Source organism: Pseudomonas sp. WS 5411, from assembly GCF_012985595.1.
GTDB classification, from domain to species: domain Bacteria; phylum Pseudomonadota; class Gammaproteobacteria; order Pseudomonadales; family Pseudomonadaceae; genus Aquipseudomonas; species Aquipseudomonas shahriarae.
Window position 1 is genome coordinate 261,864 of the sequence record NZ_JAARMC010000001.1, and the last position, 14,736, is coordinate 276,599.

The following is a 14,736-nucleotide window of genomic DNA, read 5'->3' on the forward strand; positions in this document are numbered from 1 at the left end:
CCATGAATCAACCCCCGAACCGGCGCATCCTGCTGATTGACGACACCCCGTCGATCCACGAAGACTTTCGCAAGATCCTCATGCCGCCTATGGAACAGAACGCGGCACTGGACGAAATGGAAAGCGCACTGTTTGGCGAGGCCGCCAAACCCCAGGCCCCACCGTTTGAACTTGACTCGGCCTATGGCGGCCAGGAGGGCCTGCAACTACTGTGTACCGCCATGCAACAAGCACGCCCCTACGCCCTGGCCTTTGTCGACATGCGCATGCCCCAGGGCTGGGACGGCGCACAGACCATGGAAGAACTCTGGAAGGTCGACCCGGACCTGCAAGTGGTGGTGTGTACCGCCTACTCGGATTACTCCTGGGAAGAGTTGCTGTCGCGTCTCAAGGCCCACGACCGGCTGCTGATCCTGAAAAAGCCCTTCGACAATATCGAAGTCCAACAGATGGCCAATACCCTGGCGGCCAAATGGGACATGGCCCGTCGCGCTCGCCTGAAGACCGGGCACCTGGAGCAGTTGGTAGAACAACGCACCGAGGCACTGACCCTCGCCAGCCAGGCCTTGCAGCAGGAAATCGACGAACGCAAGCAGCTACAAAGCCAGTTGATCCAATCGGAGAAACTGGCCTCCCTGGGGCAGATGGCCGCCGGGGTGGCGCACGAAATCAATAACCCCGTGGGCTTCGTCACCTCCAACCTTGGCACGCTGGAGAGTGACTTCAAACAATTGCAGCGCATGATCGACGCCTATCAACAGGCTGAGGCAGCCTTGGCGCCCGGTGACTGCCTTGAACAACTGAGCGCCTTGCGCAACGAGTTGGACCTGGACTTCCTCAAGGAGGACATCCCGATCCTGATCCGCGAATCCAAGGACGGCATCGGCCGTGTGACGCAGATCGTCAAAGACCTGAAGAACTTCTCCCGGGTCGATAACGACGAGCAATGGCAATGGGCGAACCTGCAGCAAGGGATCGACTCGACCCTGAACATCGTGGCCAGTGAACTCAAGCACAAGGCGGACGTGATCAAGCACTACCAGCCCCTGCCCGAGATTGAATGCCTGGCCTCACAAATCAACCAGGTGGTGATGAACCTGGTGATCAACGCAGCCCAGGCCATGGGCCCGGAACGCGGCACGATCACCCTCAGCAATGGGGTCGAGGGCGATCGGGTGTGGCTGGAGGTGGCGGATAACGGCTGCGGGATTGCGCCCCATAGCCTGCAGAAAATCTTCGACCCGTTTTTCACCACCAAGCCGGTGGGCGAAGGCACGGGCCTGGGGCTGTCGCTGTCCTATGGCATCGTCAAGAAACACCACGGGGATATCTCGGTGAGCAGTGAAGTCGGCAGGGGCACCACCTTTCGGGTGGTGCTGCCGATCCGGCAGACAGCGGCGTGACGCCTCTGATGTTCAGGCTTCAGTTGGCTTGGGGCTGGAGCCAAACGAGGCAAACCGCTTGTTGAACCCGGCAATCCGCCCTTCGACCTGAGTCTTGCGCTGCTGGCCGGTGTAGATCGGGTGGGACGCGCTGGACACGTCGAGGGCCATGTAAGGGTAAGTGTTGCCATCGGTGTGTTGGTGGGTGCGATCCGTGTCGACCGTGGAGCCGATCAGGAAAAACACATCGGCGGCAGTATCGTGGAACAGCACGGTGCGGTAGTCGGGGTGAATACCAGCTTTCATAGGGCCTCCGGGGCATCTGGGCAGGATTAATACGTTATACAGTAACGTAAATAATGCACCCAAACGAGAACGTATTGCAATACCAAGAGAGGCTTGGGTTCTCTGCGGTTGCCCCGGCAAGGAACTCGACCGTAAGCTGGGCCCCGTGTTGAACCGTGAACCCGCATAAAGAATAGAACCTTGTAGGAGCAGGCTCCTACAGGTCATAGAGCGTCCGAACCCAAGGAAACCGTATGAGCCTGTCGTTGCTTAGCCGTTATGCATTCTTTGCCGTGTGTGTCATTTTCACCCTCGCCAGCCTCCCCTTTATCCAACACGAATGGCTCTGGCCGATGACCCTGGTGACCGGCGTGCTCAGCCTGATCGGCGTGTTCGACCTGCTGCAAAGCCCCCACGCGGTGCGCCGCAACTACCCGATCCTGGGCAATATCCGCTACCTGGTGGAAGGCATTCGCCCGGAAATCCGCCAGTACCTGCTGGAGTCCGACAGCGACGCCCTGCCCTTCTCCCGGGCCCAGCGTTCGCTGGTGTATTCGCGGGCCAAGAATGAAAGCGCCGACAAACCCTTCGGCACCCTGATCGACGTGTACCAGTCCGGTTTCGAATTTATCGGCCACTCCATGCGCCCGGCCCCGTTGAGCGACCCCAGCGCCTTTCGCGTGGTGGTCGGCGGCCCGCAGTGCACCCAGCCGTACTCGGCGTCGGTGTTCAATATCTCGGCCATGAGCTTTGGCTCGTTGAGCGCCAACGCCATCCGCGCCCTCAACCAGGGCGCCAAGCTCGGCAACTTCGCCCACGACACCGGAGAAGGCAGCATCAGCGCCTACCACCGGGAAAACGGCGGCGACCTGACTTGGGAGCTGGGCAGCGGCTACTTCGGCTGCCGCACCAGCGACGGCCGTTTTGACCCCGAACGCTTTGCCGTGCAGGCGCAAAACCCGCAGGTACGGATGATCGAAATCAAGATGAGCCAGGGCGCCAAGCCCGGCCATGGCGGGATTCTGCCCAAGCACAAGGTGACGAAGGAAATCGCCGAGACCCGTGGCATCATGATGGGCGAAGACTGCATCTCGCCGTCACGCCACAGTGCCTTCTCCACGCCGATTGAGCTGATGCACTTTATTGCCCAGTTGCGTGAATTGTCCGGCGGCAAACCCGTGGGCTTCAAATTCTGCCTGGGCCACCCGTGGGAGTTCATGGGCATCGCCAAGGCCATGCTCGAGACCGGGATCCTGCCGGACTTTATCGTGGTCGACGGCAAGGAAGGCGGCACCGGCGCCGCCCCCGTGGAGTTCACCGACCATATCGGCGTGCCCCTGCGTGAAGGCCTGTTGTTTGTGCACAACACCCTGGTGGGCCTGAACCTGCGGGACAAAATCAAACTGGGCGCCAGCGGCAAGATCGTCAGCGCCTTCGATATCGCCAGCGTCCTGGCCATCGGCGCCGACTGGGCCAACTCGGCCCGGGGCTTTATGTTCGCCATCGGCTGCATCCAGTCGCAGAGCTGCCACACCAACAAATGCCCGACCGGCGTGGCCACCCAGGACCCGTTGCGCCAGCGCGCACTGGTGGTACCGGACAAGGCCCAGCGCGTGTTCAACTTCCACCGCAACACCCTCAAGGCCCTCGCGGAAATGCTCGCGGCGGCCGGCCTGGATCACCCTTCGCAGTTGTCGGCCAAACACCTGGTACGGCGCATGTCGGCCACCGAGATCAAGCTGTTCTCGCAGTTGCATGTGTTCCTCAAGCCAGGGGAACTGCTGACCGGTGAAGTGAACGGCGAGTTTTATTCGCGGATGTGGCAAATGGCGCGGGCCGACAGTTTCGAGCCCCATGAAGTAGAAGCGGCTTAAAGGACAACTGTTGTGTTGAAAGTGATCGCCGAAGACTTTATCAAACCCGAACACCTGGAAACCGTGCGCCCCTGGTACGCCGAACTGGTGGAAAAAACCCGCCAGGAACCGCTGTGCATCGCCTACGACTTGTTCGTCGACCAGAAAGACCCGGGGCACTTTGTGTTTATCGAGCAATGGCCCGACCAGGCCGCGCTGGATGCCCACTGCCAGACCGAACACTTCACCCGGCTGGTGCCGCAGATCAACGCGTATCAGGCCAAGCCTTGCCGGGTGTTGTTGATGGATGGGTTTTAATCCGTCATTGAAGAGGCGGTTTCTGGCAGCCACTCGCCAACAGGCAAATAGCCATAAGCTGGGCTTTTTCCTTACCTACCCTATAGGTGCCAAGCAACTGCCAATGGGCAGGAAGCTTTCGCGTGAGGGTGCCACGGTCCTGGGCATCAATCAGCCAAAGTCGGCCTGAGGCCGTTGTGAGCGATTCCAGGTCATCGACATAGATCTGATCGGCCTTGTCTTGAATCAGTGTGGAAATCTGATACCCGTTGGGACGCCCTGATGTGCCATCCGCGTTTATTGGTGTGTACTGCATCGCAGGGCGTTCGTTCTTGAGGTAATAGATCATGGACAAGTGCATGAAAGGCTCCAGCACCAACACCCCGTCTCCCGGCTGCGAGGTGTGGTCAACATAATCGGCCAGCGCGCCCAACTGATTGTTTTCATAACACCACGTACACGTCTTGTTATACACATGCCACAAACCATTCAACTCAAGCAGAATAACCGCTGACAAACCGATGACGAACGCCGACTTACTTCGTGTCGACACGCCCTCCAGTGCCATTGCAATGACGAGAGGCAACGCCAGCCCGGCAAATAAAAAATAACGTGGATACAGCAGCGGCCAAAACAATGACACCAGCATGATCGCCGCTATCGGGCACCATACATACACAACAAGAAGTGCATTATTTTTTCGATCACTTGCATCCCACAGACAAATAAATACGGACGCTATCCACACCACCAAGGCCAGGCCATAAACCCCCCAGACAGGCACCTGCTGACCTTCACTGAAATTCAGAAAAAACCAAGTCAGTTCGACCAATTCCTTAATACCCGGCTTGGCGATCCAGTCCAACCTCGAATACGTCAATTGATTTAGCAGGCTGGGCAACCAGGGTAAAAAACAAATCACAATCAAACCATTGGCCAGCCACCAACTACGACTCCACAGGTACTTATATTTTATCTGTCGAGACGTTGCCAGAAGCGAAATATAGGCCCAATGGGACAATAGGCATAAAGCCGCGAAATAGTGCGTATAAAGCCCTGCCACCATCAGCAGGATGTACAGGGCGAGCGGAACTTTACTCTGCGGACGGTCAAGCCAGTAGATAAATGCAATCGTCGCGCCCAGCATCAAAGCCCCCAGGAACGAGTACATACGGACTTCCTGGCTGTAGCGAACGGCCGCCGGAAAGATCGCCAATAATATGCTTGCCAGCATTGCCGCACGTCGAGGGAGCAACAGGTGCGACAACCAGATCCCCAGCGCCACCGAAACAACCCCAAAAAACACACTCAGACTGCGGGCGGCAAAAGCGCCATTACCGAACACCTTGATCCACTCATGCAACATCAGATAGTACAGTGGCGGATGAACATCACGGGCCGTATGAGACAGAATTTCAGAAGGCGGCTTCATACTCAGCAGCAGGCTAAAAGCCTCATCAAGCCATATACCTGTTTCAGTCAACTCGGCAAACCGCACCCCCACTGAAACCAACAACACAAAAAAATAGAACGCTATAAGAGCCAGGGAAATATCAATTTTTGTTCGCTTCGAGTTATCAACACCGCCCATAGCCACCCCGTCAAATTGACTCATCTGGCGTCTCCTGGTTCTTCACTACATTGGCGACTACATACCGCGGCCTATGCTTGGCTTCCATATAGATCCGCCCCACATATTCCCCCAATATGCCAATCCCGATCAGTTGCACACCGCCTAAAAAAAGAATCGCCGTCATCAGCGACGGATACCCCGGCACCTCATTGCCAAACAGTAATTTGGCGATGATCAGATACCCCGCGTACCCCAGCGCCAATAACGAAATACCGGCACCGATGTAACTCCATAACCGCAAGGGCAAGGTGCTGAACGAAGTGATGCCCTCCAGCGCCAGGTTCCACAGTTTCCAGGCATTGAACTTGCTGTGGCCGACCACCCGGCAAACCCGGTCATATTCGACGATAGCCACGGTGAACCCGGCCCAGGACAGTACGCCCTTCATGAACAGTTGCTGCTCCGGCAACGCCTTGATCACGTCCACCACCTTGCGGTCCATCAGGCGGAAGTCGCCGACGTTTTCTTCGATATGGGTGTAGGCGATGCGATTGAGCAGGTGATAGAACATCGAGGCACTGTGGCGTTTGAGGTAGCCATCGCTGGAGCGATCACGACGCTTGGCCAGGACCACATCGGCGCCCTCCTTCCATTTCTCGATCAGGCGCGCGACCACTTCAATCGGGTCTTGCAAGTCGACGTCCATGGGCACCACCGCCTCACCGCTGGCGTACTCCAGGCCGGCAAACAGTGCCGGTTCCTTGCCAAAATTGCGGGAAAAGTTGATCAACACCACATCGCTATCGGCCAACGCGATATCCCTGGCGATATCAGCCGTGCGGTCGGTGCTGCCGTCATTGATAAACACGATCTCGACTTCGTGATCCTGCAACGACGGCTCCTGGCGTACGGCCCGGTAAAACAGGTGTGTCGCCTGCTCCTCATTGAACAACGGCACGATCAGCGAGAGCCTCATGGGGCGGACCTGCGGAACACCCAGTACTTCGATAGCAGGAAACCGCACACCAGGCTGACCAGGGAAAACACCACCACGGTGACCAGCCCGGGCAAGCGCCAGCGATCCGCCAGCCACCCCACCGCCAGGCTCAAACTGCCCAGGCAGAAGATGAACAGCAGGTAGCGGCCCAGCGAAGCCGCCATACCAAAGGTGAAAGTGGCATTCACAAAAAACGAAAAGGTCGCCGCCACGCAAAAGGCCAGGAAATTGCTGAAGGCCTGGCTCAGATCAAAGGCGGCCCGGAGCACGAAAAACAGCTGCCAGTGGATCACCGTATTGGCGATGCCGATCACCGTGTAGGTGGAGAACCCCATCCATAGTCTGCCCATGCCACCATCGCGCCTCGTTGCCCATCGCCGTCGATGGGCAAGCAAGCCATGCCGAAAAAACCTCGTCTACTGTCAGAAATAACAGGTGGGGACGGTTATACGACCGACGGTATAATCCCATCCCGAAATTGAGACATTCAGTAATACCCATCCTTTGCAATTGCTTACAAATACCGCCAACCTGCGCCCGCCCGACGCGCGGCAGGACCATTGCCGATACTCACGGGTCACTATTTAACCCACTGTTCAAGAGCCCGCAGCCATGCTTAACGGACGCGACCCGCGCATCGACTTTTTTCGAGGCCTGGCGTTGATTTTCATTTTTTGGGATCACGTGCCTCACAACCCCCTTGGTCAGATCACCCTGCGTAACTTCGGCTTCAGCGATGCCGCCGAGGTCTTCGTGTTCCTCGCTGGCTACGCCTCGATACTGGCCTACAGCAAAGTGTTGCAGCGCGAAGGTTTTTGGATGGTCAGCCTGAAAATCCTGCGCCGTACCTGGGTGTTGTATGTGGTGCATATTTTCTTGCTGGCGATGCTGATGGGCATCGTCTTCTTCGCCAACAGCAAGGTAGAGACCCGCGACCTGGTCCAGGAAATGGGCCTCACGCACTTCATCACCAACCCGCAGCAAGCCCTGACCGATGAATTGCTGCTGCGCTTCAAGCCCAACCTGATGGACCCGCTGCCGCTGTACATCGTGTTGCTGCTCGGTTTGCCGCTGGTGCTGCCGGTACTGGTGCGCGCGCCCCTGGCGGTGGTGGCGGTGTCGCTGGTGGTGTACCTGCTGGCGCCCAAGTTGGGCTGGAACCTGGCGGCGATTGCCGATGGCGTGTGGTACTTCAACCCGGTGACCTGGCAGTTGTTGTTCGTGCTCGGCGGCGCGGCGGCAATCCGCGCCGGGCAGCCCCATGCACCTGAGACCCGGCCGTTGCAGCGACAACCGCTGTTTCTTGCCGCCGCCACCTACACACTGCTGGCCGGCGTGATTACCGTGTCCTGGCGCTGGCCCGAGATCCACGATGAGCTGATGCCCGCCGCCTTGAGCAACCTGCTGTACCCGATCAGCAAGACCGATCTGTCGCCGGTGCGCCTGCTGCACTTCCTCGCCCTGGCCTATGTCACCGCCAAGCTGCTGCCTGGCCGCGCCTGGACACAAAACTGGCTGGCGCAACAAAGCTGCCGCATGGGGCGCTATTCCCTGGAAGTGTTCTGCCTGGGGGTCTTACTGGCGCCGCTGGCGGATATGCTCAACGCCCAGGTCGACGACGCCTGGCCGATGCAGATATTCAGTGCACTGCTGGGCCTGGCGTTGATGGCTGGGCTGGCGGCATGGCTGGAGTTCAACAAGCAACTGGACCAGGCCCGGCGCAGTGATGAGCGCCCCTTAAATAGTTAGCCCCCGAGCCTGGGTGCGGGCTGATTCCATCTACCTTCCACTTATCGTGAAAGGTAGAGCACATGCCGACTCATCAATTACTCAACGGCCTGTCTGGCAATCTGCAATCGAGTACCGCCTGGGCCCAACAACAGGCGCTGGAGCTGATCCAGCGCAACGTTCTCCAGGCCCTCGATGGCCTGGACACCCAGGAAAAACAACGCTTTCTGCAGCTGCAACGCGACGCTCTCGCAGCCATGGCGGCGGTTGAAACCGAGAAAGAGCGAGTGGTCCGGGCCTTCAAGACAGACGGCCTGATGCAGTTGCGCAACCGGATCGGCGGACGCGACCCGCAGTTGTACCGCTTCGAGACCACCTACCTGGAAAAGGTCGAGCAAGCCTTGCCCTGGGATCGTCAGCCGGGCAGCCACATCCGCGTGCCCCGCCGCTCCGATAGCAATCTGCGCGAAATCGAACACGTCAAGAGCATGACCTTGTGGGAAGCCGCCTGCGTGAATTTCGGCTTTACCTCCGCCATTCGCCAGGACTCCGGCTACAGCCTGGTGGACGCCAGCCGCGTGGTAGGCCCCGATGGCGATCGCAGCCTCAACGCCCGGGCGTTCATCGCCATCGCCCGCGAGCTGGACCTGGGCCACCAGTTGCAAGTAAAGATCAAGGCCACACTCGGCGAGAGCGGCACGCTGCGCCGGTTGATGAGCGAGGCGGCGCTGGCACTCTTGCGGTTCGATGCGCTGGACGCCTGGCGCAACCGTGCCCACAACGGCATGACCCAGGCGGTATACGACAGCCTCACGGCGTTGATCGAGGGCAATGGGCCGCCCCTGGCCGTCGAGAGCCTGAGCCTGACCTCCGGCGTCACCCCCGTGATTGCCGTGCCCTTTGTGCCCTGGCAGAGTGCGATTCCCGTTCCGTTGCTGCTGATCAGAGTGGCCAGCCTCGCGGTGCTGTCCTATTTCCCCTTTCGCCCCGGCGGCGCGTTCCGCTACCACCGCGACGCACGCTCGGCCGAGGCTGATTTTCGCCAGCAGTTGCTCGACAGTCACCAGCAAGGCGACCTCGGCTGGTTTTCCCGCCAATTACCGCTGGTAGGCCTGTCGTTGTTCCGGCCGTTGCTGACCCAGGAACCACGCCCCGAGGGCATGAGCTGGCTGGCCGGGCTTCTGTATGACGGCTTTCACAAAGCCTTCCCGGAACAGACGCTCAACGACATTCATTTCGCCACCGACCCTGCCACCGGCCCCACCGAAACCCTGCTGCAAGCCCTGACTTATCGCCAGATCCAGCGCTGCCAGGCCGATATCGACACCCTCGCCAACACCCGCTCCGAAGCCGACTGGCAAGCGCTCAAGGACGCCACCGCCGCTATCGCCAACGAAGTCCTGCAACTGTTGCTCACCCCCCTGCCCGGTGGGGTCACGGGGATGAATCGGGTCATGCAACTGGCGGTGCTCGGCAGCATGACCTACAGCGTCAGCGCAGGCCTGGATGAAGCCATCAAGGGCGACGCCAGCGGCTTCGCTTCGACCCTGACCGATGTCGCCGATCTGGCCGTCAGCGGGCGCTTGATCAGCGTTGCCGGCAAAGCCCATCGCCAGCGCATGCTCCACTACCTGCAACAGCTGGGTAACCCGCGCAAGGTCACGCGCCCCGACGGCGTGGATGAATTGTGGAAACCCGACGCCCGCCACTACGCCCATGACCAGCAATACCTGCTCGAAGGTAAAAGTGCCGATGCCCTGTGCGTGTTCACCGTACAAGGCAGGCAGTACGTCAAACTGCACCACGAGCGCCAGACCCTGGTGGCCGAGGTCATCCACGACCAGCACAATCAGCGCTACGTGCTCAAGAACAGCCGCAGCGCCTACAAGCCTGCGATTGTGTTTGCCCCGCAGTTGCAAGCCTGGACCTTCGACTTGCACCACACCCAAGACCTGTCGGATACGCAGTTGCTGCAACAGATGCTGCACAATGGTTCGTCGATCATCTCCCCGGTCGACCTGGAACGGATGCTGCGCAGCACCGCCACCTCCCGCGCCATCCTGGAAAATGTCTGGCGCGGCGCACCGCCCCCCCTGAACCTGATCGAAGGCGTGCGGCGCCTGCAGGCCGATCAGGTGATCCAGCAGATTATCGAACACTTCCACGAAGCCGGTTATTTGCCCCCCTATGGCGATAGCGTGGTGCTGTGCCTGCTGACCCAACTGCCCGAGTGGCCCGCCGCAGTCCTGTTGAGCATCAGCGACCCACAACGCTCAGTGATCGAAACCTTTGGCAAGACTGAACAGCGGGTGCCTGGGCTGACGACCCTGACAATCGTGCGCAACGAAGACGGCAGTTACCAGGCCGAACGTCATCGCGGTCAGCCGCGCTACCGCGCCGCCCCCCTGCTGGACCTGGTCATCAGCCTACAGCCCGACACCTCGCAACTGGGCCTGACGGAGCAAGCCGATGCCACCCCCGCCCAGCGGATCATGGCAGTGCGCCGTGCCGTTGTAGACCTGGCACGGCGCGAACGCACGGCCTTGTTCGCGGCCCTGGTGAACTACGCCAGTTATGAAAAAAGCGAGCAACTGCCGCCCCCCTCTGTCCGGCGTTTCTTGCCGGTCAAGGCAGCAGAGCCCCTGGTGGCCGTCACCCCGCTGCTGAAAAAAATGCGCGACCTCAACAGCCCATTGTCACCGGCACTGCTCCAACGGCTGTTGGAACAGCATCCACTGACCCCAAGCCAACAACAGGCCTACCTGCGTGGCGGGCTTTTGCCAACGGCCTTTTATGAGCTGTTGGACACTCACCGCACCGCCCTGCGCATCGACGCCGCCATCGACGCGCTGTATCACCCCCGTCAGTTCAACAACGACGCCGATCAATGGGCCAGGGAGTTCGCTTCCGCCTTGATACAGCAACGTCTCAAACGCAGATTCGTCATCACCGAAGTGATCGCTGACACCATCGCCAGCCCTTATGTCTCCAGCGGCCCCGACGACCTCACCGTGGAACTGCGCCACTTCGGCGAAGGCGTCTACGAGGCCTATGACATGCGCAATGCCGGCACGATTGCCGTGTCACCGGCGGTGGACAGCTTCTACCTGGCCATTGGCTCAGTGCTGCAACCCCATGAACGGCAGCTACTCAGCATGAGCAGCGAAACCGATGCCCTGGGCCTGCGCGCTACCCTGGGCGACTACATGAGCAACCAGCGCGGCCCTTCAGGCTTTGTCAGGCTGGCCAACGGTTCGCTGGCGCAGTACGAACACACGCTGTCCTTGCCACACAAACTGCAGCTCGATGCCCTGGGCCTGCTTCCCCTCAGCGGTGACCATTACCTGCCCCTGTTTGGCTCCTGGTATCGGATCATCTATGACAGACGGGTATTCAAGTGGCGGCTCATGCACCCGCAAAAGGTCGGCGTCGACACCCCGACCCTGGAGCACAACGGTGAAGGTGCCTGGCGCCTGTCCAGCGAGAACCCGATGAGCTGGGATGACCACAGCCTGCTCTATCGCCTCGGCAGCGACCACTACGCATTCCCCAAGGATATGGCCACGTCCATTCTCGCCCTGACCGACACCCCGCCCCATGTATTGCGCCAGATACACCGTGGCAATCGGGCATCGCCGCCGCTGCTGGCCGATACGTGCAAGCGCTTGCGCATCGACCAGGAAATCAACCGGTTCATCGAGGCGATGTATGCCCTGCCCAGCAACCCTTTCGCCCGTCCGGACCTGCAATTGCTGGTGATTTCCAGCCTGCCCGGATGGCCCGACACCCACGTGTTGCAGATTGTCGACCGCGATAATCGCGTCACCCACCAATACCCCGAGCACCAGCGGCCCGACAACCAGGTGGTGACGGTCACCGATGCGCAGTTCAAAAGTGCCCGGCTGCTCGAGGCCATCGTGCCCCACGATGACGTTATCGAGGGCCTCCTGGGGCAGGTCCCCAAGACCACCGAGCAGCGTCTGGTCCAACTGGTCACCCGGATCGTCGAATACACCGAACGGGAGCGGGCGCAACTCCTCAAGTCTTTGTACCGACGCAGCGAGTCCGGCGGCAGCGAGCAAGAGCGGCGTTTCAAGGCCAAGCACCCGGACCTGCCCACCAGCACGGTCAAGGCGATCCTGGGCCAGGCCTCGTCACGGGAGCTCAGACAACTGCATAAGCACAACCAATTGAGCCTGCGCCTGGCGGAACAGGCGCGCACAAGTGCCCACGACTTGCGCCTGAACCGTGCGTACGAAGGCCTGTATGTGGATGCCTGCGCCAATGCCGACAGCGACCGGATCACCCTGTACCTGCTGCGACTCCTGCCCGCCTGGCCGAAAACCCTGCGTATTGATATTCGCGAATGGGACAACCAGGGACGCTTGCTGGAAACGGCAGGGCATCTGGTGGGGACATCACGCAAGACGATCGCCAGGACCAACCGGGGTTATCAGGCCTATGACCAACAGGGCGAACCGCTGGGCCAGCCATCGAACAGATTGCTGCGGGTCATTCTCAGTACCTTGTCTGCTGCCGAGCAGAGCTTAATTCAGGTTGACACCCAAAGCGGTATCGCCGAGCTGCAGTACCAGCTTGCCGAACTGGCCTTCGCCCGCCGTATTGAAATCAAGGGCCTGCTGGATATCCCACACCTGCAACCCTGGATGCAACCGGCGATGGGTGTTGACCGTTCGTTCCTGGTGTATCCGTTATGGCAACGAATCTGGCCTTTTCGCGGCCCCCGGCCACCGGACCTGGTGGCCAAGGTCCAAGAGCTGTACCCCCATTTCAACAATGACGATGCACGGCGACTGCTGCAGTCATTGAACATGAGCGACCCAGAAAAACTGCTCGAGCTGGAACGCCGCCAGGCGGAGTATCAGGCCATGGATGTGGAGCTGTCGCGCTGGAGTGAAACCCTGTTGCCGACCGACAACGAGCTCAACGATCCCCTGGGCATGAACCGCGGAAGGCGACGCCATATTGCCTACCAACTGCGCAGCGCATGGCGTCAGGAAAACGCTACGTTTTACATCGCCGGGCTATTCAACGTGCCCTCGCTGGAGTTGCAACTGGACGACGAAGGCTTGCCTCCTGCGTCATTCCTGACGGGCACCACCGGCTTCAATCACATTGAATACCTGCGGATTTCCGGCAATGCGTTCCCTGCGACAGGGTCGGAGTTTCTTGGCAAGTTCACCCAGCTCAAGGCATTGCGCATTGATTGTCGCCTGACTGAACTGCCCCAGGCGATCACCGACATGACCACACTTACCCACCTTGACCTGAACGACAACGACCTGCACTTGACCCAAGAGTCTGTGCAACGCCTGGCAAGCATGGTCAACCTGCAGAAACTCGATCTGAACGATAATCCGGACCTGACCCTCGTACCGGATGTCAGCCGGATGCTGCAGATGAATACCTTGCACCTGGCCAATACAGGCATCACTCAGTGGCCCATCGGCGCCAGCGCCCTGCCAAGCCTGACAGAACTGCACTTGCAGGCAAACGGGATCACCACCGTCCCTGAAGAGGTTTTCACCAACCCATGGCTGCAAACTGCCAATCGCAACACCCTGCTCCATGAAAACCCGTTGTCCGCCGAGACCCTGGCGCGCATCGACACATACCGCCTGGATACCGGCATCCGCCTGGGCGGGCAACTTCGCACACCGGCCCATGCTCCCGTAGCGGCAAACGACCTCGACACCTGGCTGACAGGCGTCGCGGCACAAGACGTGCCCGCCCGCCGAGAGCTGTGGGAACAGTTGAAAGCGAATGAAACCGCCAGGGCCGATGATGTGTTCCGGGTGCTGCGTGACCTGAAGCGGACCCACGCCTATCGCCACACGGCATCGAGGGCGCGCCTGACCGAACGGGTCTGGACCTTGCTGATCGCCATGGGCGAGTCGACGCAACTGCGCAACACGGTGTGCCTCAATACCTATGGCTCAGGCAATTGCGGCGACAGCGTCCTGCTGGCATTTACCAACATGGAGCTGCATCACCGGATCCATCAGGCCAAGCAGCAGCCAAGGAGTTACCTGGCCGACAGGGCATTGCTGGAGCTGGCCAAGAGCTGCTTTTACCTGAACCAGCTGGATCACTTTTGCGACCGGTTTATTCTTGAGCGCGAGCAGGCCGGGCTTGAAGTCGACCCCGCCGAGGTCACCGTTTACCTGCGGGACAAACTGGCCCGTGAATTCAACCTGCCGTTTTATCCACTGGCGTTGCTGTACACCGTGGATGATTACGTCACCGACGAGGTGGTCAATGAAGCGCGCAGGAGTCTGCGGGCACTCGGCCAGTCACCGGCGTTGCAGGAAGCAATCTTGATGACCGACTTCTGGATCGAGTATCTGGCCAGCAGCGAGCCGGAAGCGTTTTTCACCGTCAAGGGCACCATCGCTTACAAAGTCGGCGCGCTGAATCAGGAGTTTCCGACCAAGGACTCGGATGAGTATTGGACCCGCCACCAGCAACTGCTCGACGAGGAAACGGCCGAACAGAACCGCCTTGTGCGTCAGTTGACCGAGGGCACGCAACGGACGTTGATGCACGTCTGAAGCGCGACTGGCCTGCCTGTGAAGCAAACAGGCAGGCCAGGGGTCAGGG

General features: G+C 59.8%; 9 protein-coding genes. 5 read left to right on the plus strand and 4 right to left on the minus strand.

Annotated elements, in window-relative coordinates; genetic code table 11:
- The first annotated feature begins 2 nt into the window (after window positions 1-2).
- On the plus strand, window positions 3-1,403 hold the full coding sequence (locus HBR93_RS01235) for an ATP-binding protein (RefSeq protein WP_169959711.1): 1,401 nt from the start codon (window positions 3-5) through the stop codon (window positions 1,401-1,403).
- 12 nt (window positions 1,404-1,415) lie between these two features.
- Here HBR93_RS01235 and HBR93_RS01240 read toward each other — a convergent pair whose 3' ends face one another.
- Complete coding sequence (locus HBR93_RS01240) at window positions 1,416-1,688, minus strand: type B 50S ribosomal protein L31 (RefSeq protein ID WP_057438325.1); 273 nt, start codon at window positions 1,686-1,688, stop codon at window positions 1,416-1,418.
- Window positions 1,689-1,921: 233 nt separating this feature from the next.
- Between HBR93_RS01240 and HBR93_RS01245 the strand changes: the two genes are divergently transcribed.
- A complete protein-coding gene (locus HBR93_RS01245; RefSeq protein ID WP_057438323.1) occupies window positions 1,922-3,541 on the plus strand; it encodes an FMN-binding glutamate synthase family protein in 1,620 nt (539 codons plus the stop codon).
- Between the two features lie 12 nt (window positions 3,542-3,553).
- Entirely contained in the window at window positions 3,554-3,838 is a 285-nt protein-coding gene (locus HBR93_RS01250; RefSeq protein ID WP_057438320.1) for a putative quinol monooxygenase, read from the plus strand.
- Window positions 3,839-3,842: 4 nt separating this feature from the next.
- Here HBR93_RS01250 and HBR93_RS01255 read toward each other — a convergent pair whose 3' ends face one another.
- The 3 genes from HBR93_RS01255 to HBR93_RS01265 are packed head-to-tail and all read right to left on the minus strand — an operon-like array spanning window position 3,843 to window position 6,737.
- The gene (locus HBR93_RS01255; protein WP_169959712.1) at window positions 3,843-5,432 is read right to left on the minus strand and encodes a glycosyltransferase family 39 protein; all 1,590 of its coding nucleotides are present in this window, start codon (window positions 5,430-5,432) and stop codon (window positions 3,843-3,845) included.
- Window positions 5,419-6,366, minus strand: coding sequence for a glycosyltransferase family 2 protein (locus HBR93_RS01260; protein ID WP_169959713.1), 948 nt, complete (start codon window positions 6,364-6,366; stop codon window positions 5,419-5,421). The genes HBR93_RS01255 and HBR93_RS01260 overlap by 14 nt, the downstream gene beginning before the upstream one ends.
- Entirely contained in the window at window positions 6,363-6,737 is a 375-nt protein-coding gene (locus HBR93_RS01265) for a GtrA family protein (RefSeq protein WP_115128917.1), read from the minus strand. Before HBR93_RS01265 ends, HBR93_RS01260 begins: the two co-directional genes overlap by 4 nt.
- A gap of 262 nt (window positions 6,738-6,999) precedes the next feature.
- Here HBR93_RS01265 and HBR93_RS01270 point away from each other — a divergent pair, with 262 nt between their 5' ends.
- Window positions 7,000-8,136, plus strand: a complete 1,137-nt coding sequence (locus HBR93_RS01270) for an OpgC domain-containing protein (RefSeq protein WP_115128918.1) — start codon at window positions 7,000-7,002, stop codon at window positions 8,134-8,136.
- A 62-nt stretch (window positions 8,137-8,198) separates the two neighbouring features.
- A complete protein-coding gene (locus tag HBR93_RS01275; RefSeq protein WP_169959714.1) occupies window positions 8,199-14,687 on the plus strand; it encodes an NEL-type E3 ubiquitin ligase domain-containing protein in 6,489 nt (2,162 codons plus the stop codon).
- Window positions 14,688-14,736: the final 49 nt, after the last annotated feature.

What these genes read in the sequence shown, in the direction of transcription:
- HBR93_RS01235 (WP_169959711.1), top strand. Translation starts at nt 3, where the DNA reads ATGAATCAACCCCCGAACCGGCGCATCCTGCTGATTGACGACACCCCG.
- HBR93_RS01240 (WP_057438325.1), bottom strand. Translation starts at nt 1,688, where the DNA reads ATGAAAGCTGGTATTCACCCCGACTACCGCACCGTGCTGTTCCACGAT.
- HBR93_RS01245 (WP_057438323.1), top strand. Translation starts at nt 1,922, where the DNA reads ATGAGCCTGTCGTTGCTTAGCCGTTATGCATTCTTTGCCGTGTGTGTC.
- HBR93_RS01255 (WP_169959712.1), bottom strand. Translation starts at nt 5,432, where the DNA reads ATGAGTCAATTTGACGGGGTGGCTATGGGCGGTGTTGATAACTCGAAG.
- HBR93_RS01260 (WP_169959713.1), bottom strand. Translation starts at nt 6,366, where the DNA reads ATGAGGCTCTCGCTGATCGTGCCGTTGTTCAATGAGGAGCAGGCGACA.
- HBR93_RS01265 (WP_115128917.1), bottom strand. Translation starts at nt 6,737, where the DNA reads ATGGGCAGACTATGGATGGGGTTCTCCACCTACACGGTGATCGGCATC.
- HBR93_RS01270 (WP_115128918.1), top strand. Translation starts at nt 7,000, where the DNA reads ATGCTTAACGGACGCGACCCGCGCATCGACTTTTTTCGAGGCCTGGCG.
- HBR93_RS01275 (WP_169959714.1), top strand. Translation starts at nt 8,199, where the DNA reads ATGCCGACTCATCAATTACTCAACGGCCTGTCTGGCAATCTGCAATCG.